This is a genomic window from Nocardioides maradonensis, assembly GCF_054777115.1.
The window spans coordinates 1-19077 of record NZ_BAAHAZ010000018.1 but is presented as its reverse complement, the minus strand read 5'-3'; the positions used below and the strand labels follow the sequence as shown (position 1 = coordinate 19077).

The window sequence follows — 19077 nt, the reverse complement described above, 5'->3', positions numbered from 1 at the left end:
CTCATCGGATCGTGACGGCGGTCGGGTTGGTGTTGCCGTACCGGTCGCGTGCGGCACCGGCAGGGATCGACACGTGCGTGCCGGCGGGCACCGCGAACCCGGTGGTCGTGGACATGACCACCACGCTACGGCCGTCGACGACGAACCGGATCCGGCCGCCGGTCGCGAAGCGGGGACGGGGCGTCCAGTCGGCGCGCTCGTCAGCCGCGGGGAGCGCCAGCCGCACGACGCCGCCGGTGGTCGCCGGCGTGAGGATCGCACCGGCCGTCACCGCGAACGGGTGGGACGCGAGCCGGTAGCGCTTGGCCGTCACGACGAACCGGTAGTGCCCGGTGCGGGCGGAGACCGGGATCTCCCACTGGGCGGTGTAGGCGCCCTTGTCGTCCACGCCCCACAGCATCTGCAGGCCGAGGTCGTCGGCCACGGGGGTCCATCGACCGGCGGTCCACCGTTGCACCGTCACGAACGCCCGGTCCACCGGTCGGTCCGCACCGTCGCCGCCGCCGGTCCAGGCGAAGGTCGGGTGGCCGAGTCGCGCGGTCGTCGCGGGCTGGCGTGTCGGTACGCCGGAGGCTGCCCCGGCGGCGTACGCGGCCGTGGTGAGGTGCAGCCCCTGGTTCGGGTCCGAGGGGTACGCCGCCGGGGCGGCCCTCCGCGCGACCAGGGAGCGCGCGAGGCAGACCAGGCCGTCGCGCAGCACGAGCGAGGAGTACTGGCCGAACACGGTGGAGCCGCCCTCGTAGTGCTGCCGCTCGTACTCCGCCGGGGTGGTCCAGTAGTCGGAGTACTCGCCCTCGTAGCCGACGAACACGACGTCCTTCATGCCGGCGCGCTGCGCGATCGGGAGCACCGCCCTGCGGACCATCGCGCCGACGCCGATCGTGGCCTCGCCGGGCCAGGTCACGAGCATCCGGTCACCGACCTGGAGCACGCTCAGCGGCAGCGCGTCGGGGATCTCGCCCTTCTCGTTGAGCAGCTGCACCTTGTCGCCCTGGACGCCGGCGGACGCGGGCAGGTGGTCGCCCTCGTGGGCCAGCCCGAGCTGGTAGAGGATCGTGCGCCCCTCCTCCGACCCGGCCGCCTGGCCGAGCCCGAGGACCGGGCTGCTGTCGGTCGGGTGGCCGTCGACGGTCTGCCCGCACATGCAGACCCGGGTCCAGCGCACCGCCAGCGTCGGCGTGCTCGTCATCGAGCGGCCGGCCGCCCGCCAGGCCCGGAACATGGCCTGCGCCTCGGCGGCACCGATCCGGTCGGCGTACGCCGGACCGCGGTGCACCAGGCCCGAGCTCATGTCGCCCGCGTCGGAGTTGGCGAAGGCGGTCACGACCGGCTGGGAGGCGGGGACGTGGCCGGCGCTGCGGATCCGCGCCGACAGGATCCGCTCGGCCGCACCCTGGTGGTCGGCGGAGAAGTAGTCGAAGTCCGGCTGGACGATCGTGCCGTGGTTGGCGAACGTCGTGAAGACACCGACCGGCACGGAGCGCCCGTCCCGCCGCTGGTCGACGCGGAGCACGTTGACGGCCGGGTCGACCGTGCCGTCGTACCCGTGCGGGTCCTGGCTCACGGTGCCCGTGCCGGGCGCCTCGATGATCCCGTAGTCCGCGAGGTGCGCCTCGAGGCTGCGGTTGTGGGTCACGCCGTACAGCGTGGTGTGGCCCCAGCCGATGCTGCCGGGTCGGCGGTCGTCGTCGGCGCGGCGGATGGCCGTCGCCAGCTGTCGGGTCATCAGGTTGTACATGGGCTGGTCGGCCGGGGTCGACGGCAGCGACAGGTCCGCGAGGCTGTCCACGCTCGGCAGCACCGTGTTGTAGGCGCCGTAGTTCATGAAGCCCATCTGCGACCCGTGCGTGTGCGTGGCCGAGACGATGATGTTCTGGGGCGTGAACCCGCGCTTCGCCAGCAGGTGTGCGGCATCGACGAGCATGCCGTTGCCGAAGAAGGACAGGTCCACGCTGACGAGCGCGACCTTCCTGCTCCCGCGCTGCAGCACGACCGCGTGGGCGTAGAGGCGCGTCTGCTGGCCGAGCGCCTTCGCGCACGAGCACGCCCAGCCGCCCTTGAACCCGCCGGTGTACGGCGTGATGTCGGCCTGACCGACACCGACCTGGACGACCGGAGCCGGGGTGGGGGCGGCGTGCGCCTCGGTGGTGGCGACGCCGAGACCGGCGGCGGCGAGGACCAGGGTGAGGGTGGCGATCAGGCGGCGGCTCATCGGGAGGCTCCTCGGGTGGGGGTGGAAGCGGCGAACGCGTCGACCGACGCGAGGTCGTAGCTGCCCGCGTCGGTGGCCAGGCCCTGGGCGACCTGCGCGGCGGTGGCGTTGCCGAGCCGGGCCGCGTCCTCGTGGCTGCGGCCGAGGGCCCGGCCGAGCAGGAAGCCCGCCGAGAACGCGTCGCCGCAGCCGGTGGTGTCCACCAGGTCGATCTCGTACGCCGGCACCCAGGTCCCGCCCTCGGCGGTCGCGACGTACGCGCCACGGCTGCCGGCGGTCACCGCGACGCAGCCCACGCCGTGCTCCAGGAGCACGGCGGCGGCGTCCTCCAGGGTGGCGGCGCCGGTGAGGCCGAGCAGCTGCTCGTCGTTGGGCAGGAAGTGGTCGACGTGCGGCAGCAGCGGCGCGATCACGTCGAGCCACATCGGCTCGCCGGGCGCGAGCATGTCGACGGACGTCGTGGCTCCGGCGTCGTGCGCGGCCTGGAGCAGGGTCAGTGCCGTGTCGCCGAGGAACTCCGGCCCGCCGAGGTGCACGTGGTCGGCGCCGTCGATGGATTCGGGGTCGATGATCGCGGCCCCGTTCGCGCCGATGCAGTGCCAGGCCGGCCGCTCGCCGTCGCCGTTGACCGGCAGCACGGAAGCCGACGTCTGCACGCCGGCCACCCGGGCCAGGCCGCCGGTGTCGACACCGTTGTCGGCGAGCAGGCCGACCAGGGTCGTGCCCATGGGGTCGTCGCCGACCGCACCGATGCTGCGGGCGGTTGCCCCCAGCTTGGCCAGGACGACGGCGGTGCCACCGGCCGTGCCGGCCGGCGACATCCGGATCTCGTCGACGAGCGCGCCCGAGGAGCCCTCCGGGATCGCGTCGACGGTGCGGACGTGGATGTCGAGGACGTGCACCCCGACGCAGGCGACGGTCGTCATCTGTTCCCTCCGTAGGAGCGGGCGATCGCGGCGAGGACGACGTCCTCCTGCTGCTGGGAGGTGAGGGCGCGCGGCGTCCCGAAGGCGAGCGCGTCGCGGTGGACGCCGCACAGCCACTCGAGCAGCAGCGCGTTCTCGACGGCCTGGTCCAGGCTCGCGCCCAGCGCGACCGAGCCGTGGTTCGCCATCAGCGCTGCGCTGCGCCCCTCGAGCGCGGCGCGCACGTGCTCGGCGAGCTCCGGCGTGCCGAAGGTCGCGTACGGCGCCACCCGGATCGTGCCGCCGAGCAGGAGCTGCTGGTAGTGGATGCAGGGCAGCTCGTCGAGGACCAACGAGGCCGCGGTGCTGACCGGGGCGTGGGTGTGGACGACCGCGCCGGCGTCGTACGACTGGTGGAGGGCGAGGTGCAGGGCGACCTCCGAGGTCGCACGCTCGTCGGTGGCCGCGACGACGTCGTCCTCGGTGAGCTTCGCAAGGACGGCGCCGCTCGCGGTGACCCAGACCGTGTCGCCGTCGCGCACGCTCACGTTGCCGGCCGTCCCGATCAGCAGACCCTCGGCGGCGAGCCGGTGGCAGGCCTCGACGATCGCGGCCCTCACAGCAGCGCCGCGACTTCCCGCGCGGCGCGCTCGCCGGCACGCACGGCGCCGTCCATGTAGCCCGACCAGTACGTCGAGGTCTCGGTGCCGGCCCAGTGGACCCGGCGGAACGGCGTACGGATGCTGCTGCCCCAGGTGCTCACCGCGCCCAGGGTGGGCAGGGCGACGGGGCCGCCGCCGGTCCAGCGCTCGAGGGTCCAGTCGTGCTCGGTGTACTCGATCGGGTGGAGCGCCTGGTCGCCGAACATCTCGGCGAAGCCCTGCAGCATGGCCTGGCGCCGCTCGGCGAGGGGGAGCCGGCCGTAGGTCGCCCACGTCGAGCCGCCGACGAACGCGAGCAGCACTCCGTAGCGCCCGTCGGCGGGGGAGTTGTCGAAGACCGCGCGGGTCGGGCCGGCGTCGGCGAGGCCCGAGCCGGACAGGCCTTGCGCGCGCCAGAACGGCGTCTCGTAGACGGCGTCGACCTTCATCAGGTGGCCCATGGGCATGTGCTGCAGCAGGGCGCGCCGGCGGGCCGGGAGGATCGGGTGCCAGTCGATGCCGAGGACCAGGTGCGGCGGCGCCGCCACGATGACCCGCCTCGCCCGCACCGTGCCGCGCGGCGTGGTGACCTCGACGTGGCCGTCGCGCTGCACGATCCGGCGGACCGGCGCGTTGAGGGCGACCCGGTCGCCGAGGCCGGCGGCCAGCCGCAGCGGCACCTCCTGCGAGCCCATGACGAAGCGTGAGTCCTGCGCGGCGTCCGGCGTACCGGAGGAGCGCTCGAAGGTGCCGACGTTCTTCTCGTCGCCCGCGGTGGCGATGTACCAGAGGAAGAACAACATCGAGATGTTGTGCCCGTCGGAGCCGAAGCAGGGCTGCAGGTAGCAGAGCAGCAGGTTGCGCACGTCGGGCAGCAGGGTGTTCTGCTCGACCCAGTCCGCGACGCTGATCGCGTCGAGCTGGGCGGCCTGCGGGTGCTTCCAGGGCGCGTTCACGTCGACCTGCTGGGCCATGTCGTCGATCCGGGTCTGCAGCAGCAGCGCGTCGGGAAGGACGAGCAGGTCGGTCGGCACCGTGCCCGTGTACGTCGACCGCTGGCCGCCCTTGACGTAGACGTTGTCGCCGGCGACGTACTCCTTGAAGGTCGCGACGCCGAGCTCCTCGGCCAGCGCGAGGATGTGGTCCTGGGTCGGGCCGACGAACGCGCCGCCGGCCTCGAGGACGTGGTGCTGGTCGATGTGGTGGTTGAGCAGCCGGCCGCCGACCCGGTCGCGTGCCTCGAGCACGAGCACCGAGTGCCCGGCCCGGCGCAGCCGACGGGCGGCGGTCAGGCCGGAGAGCCCTCCGCCCACGACGACCGCGTCGACCTTGCGGGGGAGCGGGCCGCGGGTGGTGGCGGCCTCGGCGACGTCCGCGTGGCTGAGCAGGGCCGAGGCGGCGAGGCCGCCGGCTGCTCCTGCGACGACGGTACGACGGCTCAGGAGCTGTCCGACGGTGTGCTGCATCGGGAGGCCTCTCGACGTTGGTTACACGGTGTAGGTCTGAGGGGAGGCTAGGTGGGTTACATCGTGTAGGTCAAGGGTCTCGGACCGGTGGTCGTCGCCGGTGGCGCGCTGCCTAGGATTGGCGCCATGCCCGAACTCTCCCGCGACGAGGTGCGCCACCTGGCCGACCTCGCCCGGATCGACCTGTCCGATGCCGAGCTGGATCACCTCGCGCCCCAGCTCAACGTGATCCTGGAGTCGGTGGCGTCGATCCAGGGCGTGGCGGGTGACGACGTCGTGCCCACGTCGCACCCGATCCCGATGACGAACGTGTTCCGCGCGGACGTCGTACGTCCCTGCCTCACGCCGGAGCAGGCGTTGTCCGGCGCACCTGCCCAGGAGGACGACAAGTTCTCCGTTCCGCGGATCCTGGGGGACGAGCAGTGAGCTGGATCGGGAAGACGGCGGCCGAGCAGGCCGCCGCGCTGGCGGCCGGTGAGGTGACGAGCGTCGAGCTGGTGCAGGCACACCTCGACCGGATCGCCGCGACCAACGGCGACCTCAACGCGTTCCTCCACGTCGACGCCGAGGGTGCGCTGGCGCAGGCCGCCGCCTCCGACGCGCGGCGTGCGGCGGGTGCTCCGCTGCACGAGCTCGACGGCGTCCCGATCGCGATCAAGGACGTGCTGTGCACCTCCGGGCTGCCCACCACGGCCGGCTCCAAGATCCTCGAGGGTTGGATCCCGCCGTACGACGGCACGGTGACCGCGAAGATCAAGGCAGCGGGCCTGCCGATCCTCGGCAAGACGAACATGGACGAGTTCGCGATGGGCTCCTCCAACGAGAACTCCGCCTACGGCCCGGTGCACAACCCGTGGGCGCTCGACCGGATCCCCGGCGGCTCCGGCGGCGGCTCGGCCGCGGCCGTGGCGGCCTTCCAGGCGCCGCTCGCGATCGGGTCCGACACCGGCGGCTCGATCCGCCAGCCCGGTGCCATGACCGGCACGGTCGGGGTGAAGCCGACGTACGGCTCGGTGTCGCGGTACGGCGTCATCGCGCTGGCCAACTCGCTCGACCAGCTCGGTCCGGTGACCCGGACCGTGCTCGACGCGGCGCTGCTGCAGGAGCTGATCGGCGGCCACGACCCGCTGGACTCCACGTCGGTGCAGAACCCGGTCTCCGGCCTCGTCGAGGCCGCGCGGGCGGGTGCCGCCGGTGACCTGTCCGGGCTGCGCGTCGGCGTGGTGAAGGAGCTGCAGGGCGACGCGTGGGCCGCCGACGTGGTCGAGCGGTTCGACGAGTCGATCGCCGTGCTGAAGAAGCTGGGCGCCGAGGTCGTCGAGGTGTCGCTGCCGAGCTTCGTGCACGCGATGGCGGCGTACTACCTGATCCTGCCGGCCGAGTGCTCCTCGAACCTCGCGAAGTTCGACGCGATGCGCTACGGCCTGCGGGTCACCCCCGACGGCGACCCGTCCGCCGAGGACGTCATGAAGGCGTCGCGCGACGCGGGCTTCGGCAACGAGGTCAAGCGCCGCATCCTCATCGGCACCTACGCGCTGTCGTCGGGCTACTACGACGCCTACTACGGCCAGGCCCAGAAGATCCGCACGCTGATCATCGAGGACTTCACGAAGGCGTTCGAGCGGGTCGACGTGCTGGTCTCGCCGACCGCACCGTCGACCGCATGGCCGATCGGCGAGAAGGCCGACGACCCGCTCGCCAACTACCTCCAGGACCTCGCCACCATCCCGGCGAACCTGGCCGGCGTGCCCGGCATCTCCATCCCGTCCGGTGTCTCGTCGGTCGACGGGCTGCCGACGGGCATCCAGTTCCTCGCCCCCGTGCTCGAGGACGCCCGCCTGTACCGGGTGGGCGCTGCGCTCGAGGCGGCGCTGCAGGAGCAGTGGGGCGGCCCGATCGCCCCTTCGGCGTACGTGACGGAAGGGGGCAACTGATGGCTGACGTGCTGGTCGACTTCGACGAGGTCGTGGCGGCGTACGACCCGGCGCTGGGCCTGGAGGTCCACGTCGAGCTCAACACCGCGACGAAGATGTTCTGCGGCTGCCCGACGGAGTTCGGTGCCGCGCCCAACACGCAGGTCTGCCCGACCTGCCTGGGCTTGCCCGGCGCGATGCCGGTGGTGAACGCGAAGGCCGTGGAGTCGGCGATCCGGATCGGCCTGGCGCTGAACTGCTCGATCGCCGAGTGGTGCCGGTTCGCGCGGAAGAACTACTTCTACCCGGACATGCCGAAGAACTTCCAGACCTCGCAGTACGACGAGCCCATCGCCTTCGACGGCTACATGGACGTCGACGTCGACGGGGAGACGTTCCGCGTCGAGATCGAGCGCGCGCACATGGAGGAGGACACCGGCAAGTCCACCCACGTGGGTGGCGCGACCGGACGCATTCACGGCGCCGACTACTCGCTGGTCGACTACAACCGCGCCGGCATCCCCCTGATCGAGATCGTCACGCGACCGATCCTGGGTGCGGGGGAGAAGGCTCCTCTGGTGGCCAGGGCGTACGTCGCCCAGCTGCGCGACCTGATCGTCGCCCTCGGTGTCTCCGACGCCCGGATGGACCAGGGGTCGATCCGGGCCGACGTGAACCTCTCGCTGTCCCCGAAGGGCTCTGGGGTGCTCGGGACGCGGACCGAGACGAAGAACGTGAACTCGCTGCGCTCGGTCGAGCGCGCGGTCCGGTTCGAGATGTCGCGGCACGCGGGCGTCCTCAACGCCGGCCAGGCGATCTTCCAGGAGACACGGCACTTCCACGAGGCCGACGGCACCACCTCGTCGGGTCGCCCGAAGTCGGACGCCGAGGACTACCGCTACTTCCCGGAGCCGGACCTGGTGCCGGTCGCTCCGTCGCGGGAGTGGGTCGAGGAGCTGCGCGGCACGCTGCCGGAGAACCCGACGGCCAAGAAGGCGCGGCTGCAGGAGGAGTACGGCTTCTCCGACCTGGAGATGCGCGACGTCTGGGCCGCCGGTGCCCTGCCCCTGATCGAGGCCACCGTCGCCTGCGGGACCGCCCCGCAGTCGGCGCGCAAGTGGTGGGTCGCGGAGCTGCTGCGTCGCGCGAACGACGCGGGCGTGGAGCTGGCGTCCGTCGGCGTGAGTCCCGCTCAGGTCGCCGAGGTGCAGGCGCTGATCGACGCGAAGACGATCAACGACAAGCTCGCGCGCTCGGTGTTCGACGGGCTCATCGCGGGTGAGGGCACCCCCACCGAGGTCATCGAGAAGCGCGGCCTCGCGCTCGTCTCCGACGACGGCCCGCTGGTCGCCGCCATCGACGACGCCCTGGCCGCCCAGCCCGACGTCGCCGACAAGATCCGTGGCGGCAACATGGGTGCCATCGGAGCGATCATCGGCGCCGTCATGAAGGCCACCCGCGGTCAGGCCGACGCGGCGCGGGTCCGGGAGCTGATCCTCGAGAAGCTCGCGTAAGGAGCGGCCGTGGACCCGCACGTGCGCATCGCTCTGCTGATCGACGCCGACAACGCTCCTGCGGGCAAGGTCGCCGACGTCCTGAACGACCTGGCGACGTACGGCGAGTGCAGCATCCGTCGCGCGTACGGCAACTGGACCAAGCCCGAGCTGAAGGCCTGGATCGAGGAGCTGCACGAGTCCGCGATCCGACCCATGCAGCAGTTCGACCTGACCAAGCAGAAGAACGCCGCCGACATGGCGCTGGCGATCGACGCCGTCGAGCTGCTGCACTCCTCGCAGCCGGATGCCTTCGCGATCATGTCGAGCGACTCCGACTTCACGCCGCTGGTGCACTACCTGCGGGAGAAGGGGCGGTCGGTCTACGGCTACGGGCGAGCGAACACCCCGGCTCCGTTCAAGAGCGCGTGCACCCAGTTCACGATCGTGGACCAGCTGGGGGAGAAGCCGGTCGCGGAAACCCCCGCCAAGCGTGCGTCGAAGAAGGCCGAGGCCAAGCCGAGCGAGCGCGCCGAGGCGGCTTCCCTGAAGGGCAATGCGCGCCTGATCCGTCTGCTCCGCAGCGCGATCGAGCTCGCCGCCGACGACGACGGCTTCGCCCGGGTCAGCACCGTCGGCCAGCGGATTCGCAACCAGTCCTCGGAGGATCCGCGCAACTACGGCTTCTCCACCTGGACGAAGCTGCTCAAGGAGATCGACCTCTTCGAGCTGCGTGACGAGGGCACCTCGACGGTCAGCGTCCGCGACGCACGAGCATGATCGACGAAGCCCGCGAGGTGTTCGTCGCCAAGCGGACCGGGATCGGCGAGGACGTTGCGTCGGTGCTCGTGACGGCCCTCGGCGTCCTGCTTCCGTGGGTGGACTTGGGCAGCGATCTCGGGCAGAGGTGGTTGGTGCAGGTCCGCGACACCACGTCGGGTGAGGTCGTCACTGCGCGATTCGCCCTGACGCGTTGGGGCGCACGCCGGCAGGCCCGCAAGGTGCGCCGCATCATCGCGATGGGTGGTCCGGACGCAGCGGCCAACTTCGGAGGCTTCGACTACTCCTGACCCAGGGTCAATGCCAGTAGAGCTCGCCGATGATGGTGCCGTCGTCGGCGTGGATGGGTTCGGCTTCTCTGGTGCCGCGTGGGGTGACGACGCGACAGAGGCCGTGGGGTGTGGTCCAGCGGTAGGCGCCGAGGCCGATCTGTTCGACCTGCCAGCCGGGGTCGTGGGTCTTGACCCGGTGGTGGAGGCGGGTCAGGGGTGCGTGGTTGCGGTCGGTGGTCTGGCCGGGTGGGCCGCCGGGGTCGAACGGGACGACGTGGTCATGATCCAGCTTCCTGCTCGATGACGCCGAGTGGGGGAAGGCGTCGCCGCCGGTGCGGAGGATGCCGCGGGTGCGCATCCGGGTGGGGTGCTCGTAGGCGTGGCTCGTCTGGACGGCGTTGAGGTCGAGCACGGGCTGGAGCTTGATGTTGCGGTGGCCGAGCAGCGAGGTCACTTGCTCGAGGAGGAGCGGTCCGAGGTCCTCGCAGCGCGCGACCCCGGCGTCGGCGAGGGTGGCCCGGGTGAGATGGAGGTAGATCGTCGCGTCACGCCGCGGCTTCTCCGGGAGCGCGGGTGCGTCGGGGCCGTGCAGCAACCGCAGTACGGCGGCGGGGTCGGCCATCAACGCCAATGCTTGGGCCCGGAGCTGGTCGCGGGTGGGCTGCTCGGTGGTGGGGTCGAGGTTCTGGGCGAGCTTGTCGGCGAGGTCGTCGAGGAAGGTGTCGACCTCGACAAGGTCCGCGATCGGGAGCTGGGCAGCCAGCCTGCCGGTGGCGGGTTCGCAGGCGCCGGCTTCGCCGCCGAGCCGGTCGCCGGTGCGGGGCCGGGAGCGCCAGACCCCGACCCGTTGCTCGTCGGCGGCGATCCGGGCGCGGTGGGCGTCGAGGTCGGCTTCGATGGTCTTGGCCTCGGCGACCTGGAGGAGCTTGCCGGGAGGGAGCTGCCACGCGGCGGCGACCGCGGTGTCGACCAGCGCCGCGCCCTCGGGGGTGAGGGGTCGGGTCATGGCGGTGATCTTGCGGGCGACCCAGACGGGGGTCTTCAACGCTTGGACGTCCTCGAAGAGGAGCGGCAGTCGGTGGCGCAGGTCCAACGCATCCGCGGCGAGGTTGCGGGTGGCGATCACGCCGGCGCGGCGGGCGATCGCGAGCTCGGCCCAGCAGAGCTCGGACACCCGTGGTGTCCCGTCCCCGCCCAGGCCGACAAGGTGGTCGCCGCCGGGTCGCGGCTCGGGTTCGTCGGTGTGCAGATCGGCCCACGCGAGGGCGGCGAGGAGCTCGTCCACGTCGGCTTGGAGGCGGGCGTCCACGGCACCGCTGGCGGCGGTGAGGATGTGGTGGTGATCGCCCGAGATCATGGGTCTATTGTAGTCGTACAGGTGTTCTAGACAAGTGGATAAGCCTGTGAGGTAGGTGGATAACCCGTCACATTTCGAGCGGCGAGTGTGGGTTGGTTTCGATACGCCGCTCGCTGGCGCTCGCAGCTACTCAACCAACGACGAGGGGGCGGCCGCGAAGCGGCGGCGCGGGCGAAGCCCGTGCCGACTCCGCGCCGTCCTGCCGCCCGGTCGGGACCCCGGGTCAAGGACGCGAAGCGCCGCGTAGCGGGGCGAGCGCAGCGAGCATCCTTGAGGCGGGGTGCCGGGCGGCTACGGTGCGGCCGCCCTTGGCCAGCCCCGAAGTCCCGAGCACGGTTGGGGCCCACCCCGGACCCCGGGTTACCCTCAGGTCATCATTCATCACGCCCGTGGTGGGGGAAGCCGGTCCGAGTCCGGCGCTGACCCGCAACCGTGGGCCGTGTTCATCGGGGGACACGGCGAGCCGGAGCACCTGGCACGGGACGTCCTGACACCAACGCTGTCGTGGAAAGCAGCGGGTCGGGCGGCCCCGAGCCGCGGCCCGCTGACAACAGCGGGAAGGATCCACATGTCGCTGTCCGTACGTCGGTGGGCCGGCGCCGCCAGCTCGGCAGTCATCGCGCTCACGTTCACGGCCTGTGGCGCCGCCGGCTCTGGCGACACCCCGTCCGACACGACGGTGCCGCAAGCTGCGACGGACGGCGCTACCTGGCTGGCCGGGCAGCTTGAGAACGGCGTCCTGGTCAACCACCAGTACAAGTCGAACGACGATTCCACCACCGTCGAGCTCGCCTACGCGCTGCGGGACGTCGATCCGCAGTCGCCCGCCCTGGCGCAGGTCGGGGCCGCGCTCGCCACGGGCGCCAAGGCGTACAGCCGCCCTGGCAAGGACGAGTACTCCGGCGCGACGGCGAAGCTGCTGTCCTTCGCCACGGATACCGGCGCCGACCCTCGGTCGTTCGGCGGCCTGGACCTCGTCAAGCAGATGGAGTCGCTCACGGCGCCGACCGGTCGCATCGCCGATGTCAGCTCCTACGGCGACTACGCGAACGTGTTCGGCGAGATCTGGGCTGTGCGGGGCCTGCTCAATGCGCGCTCGAAGAAAGCTCCCGCCGCGGAGAAGTTCCTGCTGGATCAGCAGTGCTCAGCCGGCTACTTCCGTCAGGACTTCGCCAAGCCGAATGCGCCCGTGCAGGGCTGCCACGCCGGTGACCCGGCCTCGGTGGACACCACGGCGCTCGCTGTGGTGCTCCTGCAGGACAAGGCGGCGAATGACCAGGTGCTCGCCGGCGCCCTGCAGCACGCTGCGGGGTGGCTGACGAGCGTCCAGGGCAAGGACGGCTCCTTCGTGGCCAACATAGGTGGCGGCCAGAGCGGCCCGAACGCCGACAGCACCGGTCTGTCAGCCGCGGCGCTGCGGCTCGCAGGCATGGACGCCGAGGCCGCGTCCGCGGCGACGTGGGTCCGCGCCCACCAGGTCCCGTCGGGCTGTGCCGGCAAGCTGTCGGATGCCGCCGGTGCCATCGCGTACGACGACGCCACCTTGACCGGTGCCGCTGCCTCTGGCATCACGGCGAAGACCGCCTTCACTTGGCGGCTCGCGTCGGCCCAGGCGCTGCCCGCGCTGTTGTCCGTCCCCGCGTCTGCTCCGGCAGCGGCCTGCCCGACCGAGAAGTGACAGCGGTGCGGCGACCGATCGCGGCAGCGGGCCCCCGGCTCGCCGCCGCTATCGCCCTCGCCGTCAGCGTTCTCACCTGCGGCCCGGCCGTCGCTGCGACGTCTGGCGCGACCGCCGCGGCGGTGTGCGCGGGGGTGGTGGTCGTCGTCGACTTCAACGAGCTCGGCGGGGGAGAGAAGACCGCCTGCGCGCCGCACGGAGGAACTGCGAGCGGCGTCTTCGCTGAGGCGGGCGTCCGGCTGGCGTACCAGCCCGGCATGCCTGACTTTGTGTGTACCGTCGACCGGCTGCCCGACGACAGGCCGTGCACCACGGGGACCTCGTACTGGAGTCTGTGGTGGAGCCCCAGCGGTGCTGGCTGGACCTATGCGGCGCTGGGTGTCGGGTCCCTGGAGATCAACAAGGGGGACGCGGTCGGCTTCGTCTGGCACCAAGGCAAGGCTCCCGCCCGCCCGCCCGCGTTCGACCTCGGCACGTCGTCGCCGAGCGCCGGCCATCTCGTTCCCCCCGACCCCGCAGACCACAGCAACGCCGGCCCCGGCACCTGGATCGCCGTCGGCCTGGGGGTGCTGGTGATCGGCGGCGCCGCCGCCGTACCGCTGCTGCGGCGACGACGGGGCTGAGGCAGGGACGATGGCCAGGGTGCCGCGCGACCTCCACCCGGTGGCCTGGTGGTGCTGGGCGATCGGGCTGGCGACGTACGCCTCCTTCCTCACCAACCCGGTGGTGCTGCCGATGCTGGCCGCCGTGGCGGCGCTGGTCGTCGTGACGTGCCGCTCGGACCAGACCTGGGCCCGGTCGTTCCGGCTCTACCTGTGGCTGGCGGTCGTGGTGGTGGTCAGCCGGATCCTGCTCGCGATCGTCCTCGGCACCAGCACCCCGGGGCACACGATCCTGCCGCTGCCCGACGTCCCGCTGCCGTCGTGGGCCGCCGGGATCGCGCTGCTCGGCCCGTTCACGCGCGAGGAGCTCCAGATCGCGGTCGACGACGGACTCCGCCTGGCCGCCATCCTGGTCGCCGTCGGCGCGGCCAACGCACTGGCCAACCCCAAGCGGCTGATGCGCGCGCTGCCACCCGCGCTCTACGAGATCGGCACGGCCATGGTCGTCGCGATCACCGTCATCCCGCAGCTCGCCGACAGCGCGGCCCGGATCCGCGCCGCCCAGGCGCTGCGCGGCGGCGCCACGGGACGGTTCCGCCGGATCAGGGGGGCACGCCGGATGCTGGTGCCGATCCTCGAGGACGCCTTCGAGCGGTCGCTGGCGCTGGCGGCCGGCATGGACGCCCGCGGCTACGGCCGGTCCGGCGCAGCCACCCCGAGCGAACGACGCCGCACCGGCACCCTGCTCATCGCCGGCCTGTGCGGGGTCGCCGTCGGGGTCTACGCGATGCTCGACCAGACCGCGCCGCGGGTGCTCGCCGTACCGATGCTGGTGGTGGGTGTCGCCGCGGCGCTGGTCGGCTTCGCGCTCGCCGGCCGGCGGGTCCAGCGCACCCGCTACCGCGCCGAGCGCTGGCGGACCGCCGAGACCGTAGTGGCGCTGAGCGGCGTGGCCGTCGCGGTCGCCGGCTGGTTCGTCCGGCACACCGACTTCGCCGTCGCGCAGCCGGCCGTCGGCACCTGGCCTCCGGTGACGATCGGGGCGGTCGTCGCGGCGCTGCTCGGCCTGCTGCCGCTGTGGGTCGCGCCGCCTCCGCTGCGCCGGCTGACCGCGTCCCTCCCCGAGCCGCAGGCGGTGGCGGCCTGATGCTCGAGCTGCGCCAGATCACGCTGAGGTACGCCGACAGCGCGCGACCGGTCCTCGACCGGATCGGCCTGACCGTCGACCCCGGCGAGCTGGTCCTCCTCGCCGGGCCCACCGGCGTCGGCAAGTCGACCCTGCTGGGCGTCGTCGCCGGGCTGGTCCCCACCTTCACCGGCGGGCGGCTGACCGGTGACGTGCTGCTCGACGGGGAGTCGATCATCGACCGGCCCGCGCGCGAGCGGGCACACGCGATCGGGTACGTCGGGCAGAACCCGCCGGCCTGGTTCGTGACCGACACGGTGGAGGAGGAGCTCGCGTTCGGCATGGAGCAGCTCGGTCTCGCGCCGGCGACCATGCGGCGCCGGGTCGAGGAGACCCTCGACCTGCTCGGCATCGCCGACCTGCGCCACCGCGACCTCCGCACGCTCTCGGGCGGCCAGCAGCAGCGCGTCGCGATCGGCACCGTGCTCACCACGCACCCGCGGCTGCTCGTCCTGGACGAGCCCACGTCGGCCCTCGACCCCACCGCGGCCGAGGACGTGCTCGCCACGATCACCCGGCTCGTACACGACCTCGACGTGTCGGTGCTCGTCGCTGAGCACCGGCTCGAGCGCGTCGTCCCGTTCGCCGACCGGATGGCCGTCCTCGACGGATCCGGTGGTCTCACGACCGGCGCGTCCGCCGACGTCCTCCGGGACAGCCCGGTCGCACCGCCGTTGGTGGAGCTCGGGCGGCTCCTCGACTGGGACCCGCTGCCGCTGACCGTCCGCGAGGCCCGCCGCCTCCGCCCGACCCTCCCTGGACGTCATACGGACGGAGCGTCCGAGCGCTCGCACCGTATGACGTCCGTGGTGCTCGAGAAGGTGACGGTCCTCCACCACCGCACTGCGGCCCTCACCGACGTCAGCCTGGAGCTCGCCCAGGGCACGATCACCGCCCTGATGGGCCGCAACGGCGCGGGCAAGTCGACGCTGCTGTGGACCCTCCAGGGCCGCCACGTCCCGACCACCGGCACGGTCCGGATCGACGGCCAGGATCCGGCACGGCTCAAGCCGCAGCAGCGACGTACCGTCGCCGGGCTGGTGCCGCAGACCCCGGCCGACCTGCTCTACCTCGAGACCGTCGCCGAGGAGTGCGCGGCCGCCGACGACGCGGCCGGCGCGATCCCGGGGGAGTGCGCGAAGCTGCTCGACACCATCGCCCCCGGCATCGACCCCGCCACCCACCCGCGCGACCTCTCCGAGGGCCAGCGCCTCGCGCTGGCGGTCGCGATCGTGCTCACCGACGCACCTCCGCTGCTGCTCCTCGACGAGCCGACCCGCGGCCTGGACTACGCCGCCAAGCGCGCCCTCGCCGACGCGCTGCACCGCCTCGCGGCCGGCGGGCGCACGGTGCTCGTCGCGACCCACGACGTCGAGTTCGTCGCCCAGGTCGCCGATCGCGTCGTGGTCCTCGCCGACGGCGAGGTCGTGTCGGAGGGGCCCGTCCGCCAGGTCGTCGCGGAGTCGCCGGCGTTCGCGCCGCAGACCACGAAGGTGCTCGGCCCCGGCTGGCTCACGGTCGACGAGGTCGCCGCCGCCCTCGACGGTACGACGCCGTGAACGCCCTCCCGCTCCGCCTCCGCTCCACCGTCGTCCTCGCCCTGGTCACGGTGATCGGGCTGATGATGCTGGGCTGGCCGCTGGTCCTGCGCACCGACCCGAGCAACCCGCGGGTCGACCCGCCCTTCCTCTTCCTGCTGCTCCTGCCGCTGCTGCTCGCGGTGGTGCTGGCCGAGCTGTCCGAGGGCGGCATGGACTCCCGCGCGCTCGCGATCCTCGGCGTCCTCAGCGCCGTCAACGCGGCCCTGCGCGGCTTCAGCGCCGGCACCGGCGGGCTGGAGCTGGTGTTCTTCCTGCTCATCCTCGGCGGCCGGGTGTTCGGGCCGGGCTTCGGCTTCCTGCTCGGGTGCACGTCGCTGGTCGGGTCCGCGCTGCTGACCGCCGGGGTCGGCCCGTGGCTGCCGTTCCAGATGCTCGTCGCGGGGTGGGTCGGCCTGGGCGCCGGCCTGCTGCCGCGCCGTCCCCGTGGTCGCGCCGAGATCGTCCTGCTCGTCGCGTACGGCGTCGCGGCGGCGTACCTCTACGGGCTGCTGATGAACCTGTGGGGCTGGCCGTTCATCGCCGGCCTGGAGGTCCCCGGGCACGACGCCAGCCAGATCGCCTACGTGCCCGGTGGTGCGCTGACCGAGAACCTGCGCCGGTTCCTCGTCTACACACTGCTGACCTCGACGGGCGGCTGGGACACCGGCCGCGCGATCACCAACGCGATCGCCATCGCGGTGCTCGGGCCGGCCGTCCTCACCACGCTGCGCCGCGCGGCCCGCCGGGCCAGGATCGAGCGGGCTACGGCTGGATGAGCAGCAGCCGGTCGTCCTGGGCGGCGTGCTTGCGGCGATCGGTGTTGCTCGTGCCGAGCCAGAGCTGGCCGGAGGGGGAGAGGCCGACGATTCGGAGCGCGCCGTACCTGCTGGGGTGCTTGCCGGTGGCGGCGAAGTACGGCGTCGAGTCGCCGATCGCGCCGCTGTCGACCTTGACCCGCCACAGGTCCTGGCCCTGGACGCCGGTGAGCCACAGGTAGCCACCGACGAACGCCAGGCCACCGGGGGTCGCGCGCGACGGCGCCCAGGTGACCGACGGGCGGACGAACTTCTTCTTGCTCCCGCCGGCGCCCTCGTGGATCGGCCAGGCGCCGTTGCTGCCGGGCACGACCCGGTCGAGCTCGTCCTGGTTCGGGCCGGCGTCGGTCGCCCACAGCTGGCCGTCGCCGTCGAAGGCCATCCCGAGCACGTCGCGGAAGCCGCTGGCCCACACCTGGTTCTTGCCCGGGTTGCCGGGCGCGCCGGAGCCGTCGCCCGCGATTCGCAGGATCTTGCCGGCGAGCGACTTCTTGTCCTGCGCGAGCTGCGGCTTGCCGGCGTCGCCGGTGCCGACGTACAGGTAGCCGTCGGGGCCGAACGCGAGCTGGCCACCGTTGTCGCTCTGGCCACGCGGGATGCCGGTGAGCACGTCGTGCCCGCGGCCCAGACCCGCGTTGGTCAGCGGCATCTGGACGATGCGGTTGTCCTTCTTGGTCGTCTCGTAGAAGTAGAGCGACGCGTCGGAGACGAACGTCGGCGACACGGCCACGCCGAGCAGCCCGCCGTCGCCCTTGGTGTCGAGACCCTTGATCTTCCCCAGGTCGGTGACGGTCGCGGACCCGTCGTTGGGGTTCACCAGGAGCACACGCCCGGTGGTGCGCTCGGTGACCACGGCGACGCCGTTGGGCAGGAAGTCGATGCCCCACGGGGTGGTGAGCTTCGACGCGGCCGTGCTGATGACGTCGGGGACGCCGTCGAAGGTGGCGGGCACGCTCTCGGCGACGGTCGGTACGGCGGTCATCGAGGGCGCGACGGTGATGGTGACGGAGTCGCCGCCGCCACAACCGCTCAGTGTCGTCAGCGCCGCTGCCGCGGCGACCGCCGCGACGCCTCGACCCAGCCGCATGTCAGGCATCCACCCGCTCGAGGAAGTCGAGCAGCAGGTCGTGCACCTTCTCCGGCTTCTCCAGCTGCAGGAAGTGCGAGCCGCGCAGCTCGATGTAGTCCGCGTCGGCGACCCGCTCGGCCGCGGTCGCCATGTCGCGCGCGCCGGCGAGGACGTCCCAGCTCGCCGCGACGAAGCGGCACGGGACCTCGATGGCGCTCAGGCTCACCCGGGCGTGCCGGGAGGTCGAGATCGCGAGGTGGGCGTACCACTCGACCGGGGTCGTGCGGAACTCGTCCAGCCCCACCGCGACGGCCTCCGGGTCGGCCACCGGGAACATGAAGCCGCTGTGGCTGATCAGCCGGACGGCCTTGGGGCCGATCGGGATCCGGGTCGTGATGGGGGTGGCCAGCCAGCCGGCGTACCTCGCGATGCGGCAGGCGTTCACGGTGATCGCGCGCGCCACGAAGTGCGGCAGGTGCAGCGGACCGAGCATCGTGGCGAAGGTGTCGCCGGGGACGCCGCACATCGCGAACAGGCCCTTGACCCGCTCGGGGTGGCGCGACGCCAGCTCGAACATCGTGTTCACGCCCATGGACCAGCCCATCAGCACCGCGCGGTCGATCCCGAAGTGGTCCATGACGGACAGGCCGTCCTGGACGAAGTGCTCGATCTCGACGTGGCTGTGGTCGACGGGGCGCTCGGAGCCGCCCACGCCGCGGTGGTTCCACGACACGACGCGTACGCCGCAGGACGGGTCGAGCAGCTTCGGCCACATGTAGGCGTTCGTGCCCAACCCGTTGCACAGCACGACCGTCGGGCCGTCGATGACGCCGTCCGGGTCGTTGGTCCACGCGCGCAGGAACGTGCCGTCGTCGGACAGGATGTCGCGGAAGCCGAGGTGGGCCTGCTCCGCCTGCGCAGCGCTCGCCGGTTCAGTGGGCATGGGGTGATTGTGCCCGAGGAGGAGGTTCCGCGCGTAGGTGACTCCACCTACGTGCGGGACCTCCTAGTCCTTAGGGATCACGGGTTGGGGTGACACCCGGTGTGCCTGCGCGTAGGTGTGGGCCACGGAAGACAGTCTCTGGATTGCTCAAGATCTAGAGAACAG

17 protein-coding genes and 1 riboswitch are annotated in these 19077 nt (G+C 72.3%); of the genes, 10 read left to right on the top strand and 7 right to left on the bottom strand.

Annotated features, from left to right (window positions below):
• Nucleotide 1 precedes the first annotated feature (1 nt).
• From ACYVAQ_RS18900 to ACYVAQ_RS18885, 4 genes are read right to left on the bottom strand one after another with little or no spacing between them, the layout of a single operon-like run.
• Entirely contained in the window at nt 2–2212 is a 2211-nt protein-coding gene (locus tag ACYVAQ_RS18900) for a neutral/alkaline non-lysosomal ceramidase N-terminal domain-containing protein (protein ID WP_460792019.1), read from the bottom strand.
• Nucleotides 2209–3138 (bottom strand): carbohydrate kinase family protein, encoded by a 930-nt coding sequence (locus ACYVAQ_RS18895; protein WP_460792017.1) that lies wholly within the window; start codon nt 3136–3138, stop codon nt 2209–2211. Before ACYVAQ_RS18895 ends, ACYVAQ_RS18900 begins: the two co-directional genes overlap by 4 nt.
• Nucleotides 3135–3737, bottom strand: coding sequence for a class II aldolase/adducin family protein (locus tag ACYVAQ_RS18890; protein WP_460792016.1), 603 nt, complete (start codon nt 3735–3737; stop codon nt 3135–3137). The genes ACYVAQ_RS18895 and ACYVAQ_RS18890 overlap by 4 nt, the downstream gene beginning before the upstream one ends.
• The gene (locus ACYVAQ_RS18885) at nt 3734–5224 is read right to left on the bottom strand and encodes a flavin monoamine oxidase family protein (RefSeq protein WP_460792015.1); all 1491 of its coding nucleotides are present in this window, start codon (nt 5222–5224) and stop codon (nt 3734–3736) included. Before ACYVAQ_RS18885 ends, ACYVAQ_RS18890 begins: the two co-directional genes overlap by 4 nt.
• Before the next feature lie 126 nt (nt 5225–5350).
• Here ACYVAQ_RS18885 and gatC point away from each other — a divergent pair, with 126 nt between their 5' ends.
• The 5 genes from gatC to ACYVAQ_RS18860 are packed head-to-tail and all read left to right on the top strand — an operon-like array spanning nt 5351 to nt 9700.
• On the top strand, nt 5351–5650 hold the full coding sequence (gatC, locus tag ACYVAQ_RS18880; protein ID WP_460792014.1) for an Asp-tRNA(Asn)/Glu-tRNA(Gln) amidotransferase subunit GatC: 300 nt from the start codon (nt 5351–5353) through the stop codon (nt 5648–5650).
• Nucleotides 5647–7158: an Asp-tRNA(Asn)/Glu-tRNA(Gln) amidotransferase subunit GatA gene (gene gatA / locus ACYVAQ_RS18875; protein ID WP_460792013.1), complete on the top strand. Its 1512-nt coding sequence runs from the start codon at nt 5647–5649 to the stop codon at nt 7156–7158. The genes gatC and gatA overlap by 4 nt, the downstream gene beginning before the upstream one ends.
• Nucleotides 7158–8651, top strand: coding sequence for an Asp-tRNA(Asn)/Glu-tRNA(Gln) amidotransferase subunit GatB (gene gatB, locus ACYVAQ_RS18870; protein WP_460792012.1), 1494 nt, complete (start codon nt 7158–7160; stop codon nt 8649–8651). The genes gatA and gatB overlap by 1 nt, the downstream gene beginning before the upstream one ends.
• Before the next feature lie 9 nt (nt 8652–8660).
• A complete protein-coding gene (locus tag ACYVAQ_RS18865; protein WP_460792011.1) occupies nt 8661–9410 on the top strand; it encodes an NYN domain-containing protein in 750 nt (249 codons plus the stop codon).
• Nucleotides 9407–9700 carry a hypothetical protein gene (locus ACYVAQ_RS18860; protein ID WP_460792010.1) on the top strand — a complete coding sequence of 98 codons (294 nt, stop codon included), beginning with the start codon at nt 9407–9409 and terminating at the stop codon, nt 9698–9700. The genes ACYVAQ_RS18865 and ACYVAQ_RS18860 overlap by 4 nt, the downstream gene beginning before the upstream one ends.
• A 7-nt stretch (nt 9701–9707) precedes the next feature.
• Here the strand turns inward: ACYVAQ_RS18860 and ACYVAQ_RS18855 are convergent, their stop codons facing one another.
• A complete protein-coding gene (locus tag ACYVAQ_RS18855) occupies nt 9708–11039 on the bottom strand; it encodes a hypothetical protein (protein ID WP_460792009.1) in 1332 nt (443 codons plus the stop codon).
• A gap of 373 nt (nt 11040–11412) precedes the next feature.
• Nucleotides 11413–11533: riboswitch (cobalamin riboswitch) on the top strand.
• A gap of 74 nt (nt 11534–11607) precedes the next feature.
• Between ACYVAQ_RS18855 and ACYVAQ_RS18850 the strand changes: the two genes are divergently transcribed.
• The 5 genes from ACYVAQ_RS18850 to ACYVAQ_RS18830 are packed head-to-tail and all read left to right on the top strand — an operon-like array spanning nt 11608 to nt 16861.
• Nucleotides 11608–12717 (top strand): prenyltransferase/squalene oxidase repeat-containing protein, encoded by a 1110-nt coding sequence (locus ACYVAQ_RS18850; RefSeq protein ID WP_460792008.1) that lies wholly within the window; start codon nt 11608–11610, stop codon nt 12715–12717.
• A 5-nt stretch (nt 12718–12722) separates the two neighbouring features.
• Nucleotides 12723–13340, top strand: a complete 618-nt coding sequence (locus ACYVAQ_RS18845; protein WP_460792007.1) for a hypothetical protein — start codon at nt 12723–12725, stop codon at nt 13338–13340.
• A gap of 10 nt (nt 13341–13350) precedes the next feature.
• The gene (locus tag ACYVAQ_RS18840; protein ID WP_460792006.1) at nt 13351–14466 is read left to right on the top strand and encodes an energy-coupling factor transporter transmembrane component T; all 1116 of its coding nucleotides are present in this window, start codon (nt 13351–13353) and stop codon (nt 14464–14466) included.
• Nucleotides 14466–16064 (top strand): ABC transporter ATP-binding protein, encoded by a 1599-nt coding sequence (locus tag ACYVAQ_RS18835; RefSeq protein ID WP_460792005.1) that lies wholly within the window; start codon nt 14466–14468, stop codon nt 16062–16064. The genes ACYVAQ_RS18840 and ACYVAQ_RS18835 overlap by 1 nt, the downstream gene beginning before the upstream one ends.
• Nucleotides 16061–16861, top strand: coding sequence for an ECF transporter S component (locus tag ACYVAQ_RS18830; protein WP_460792002.1), 801 nt, complete (start codon nt 16061–16063; stop codon nt 16859–16861). The genes ACYVAQ_RS18835 and ACYVAQ_RS18830 overlap by 4 nt, the downstream gene beginning before the upstream one ends.
• Here ACYVAQ_RS18830 and ACYVAQ_RS18825 read toward each other — a convergent pair.
• Both ACYVAQ_RS18825 and ACYVAQ_RS18820 read right to left on the bottom strand, forming a co-directional pair.
• Nucleotides 16848–17987 carry a PQQ-dependent sugar dehydrogenase gene (locus ACYVAQ_RS18825; RefSeq protein ID WP_460792001.1) on the bottom strand — a complete coding sequence of 380 codons (1140 nt, stop codon included), beginning with the start codon at nt 17985–17987 and terminating at the stop codon, nt 16848–16850. The genes ACYVAQ_RS18830 and ACYVAQ_RS18825 overlap by 14 nt on opposite strands.
• Before the next feature lies 1 nt (nt 17988).
• Complete coding sequence (locus tag ACYVAQ_RS18820) at nt 17989–18912, bottom strand: alpha/beta fold hydrolase (RefSeq protein WP_460792000.1); 924 nt, start codon at nt 18910–18912, stop codon at nt 17989–17991.
• Between the last annotated feature and the right edge of the window lie 165 nt (nt 18913–19077).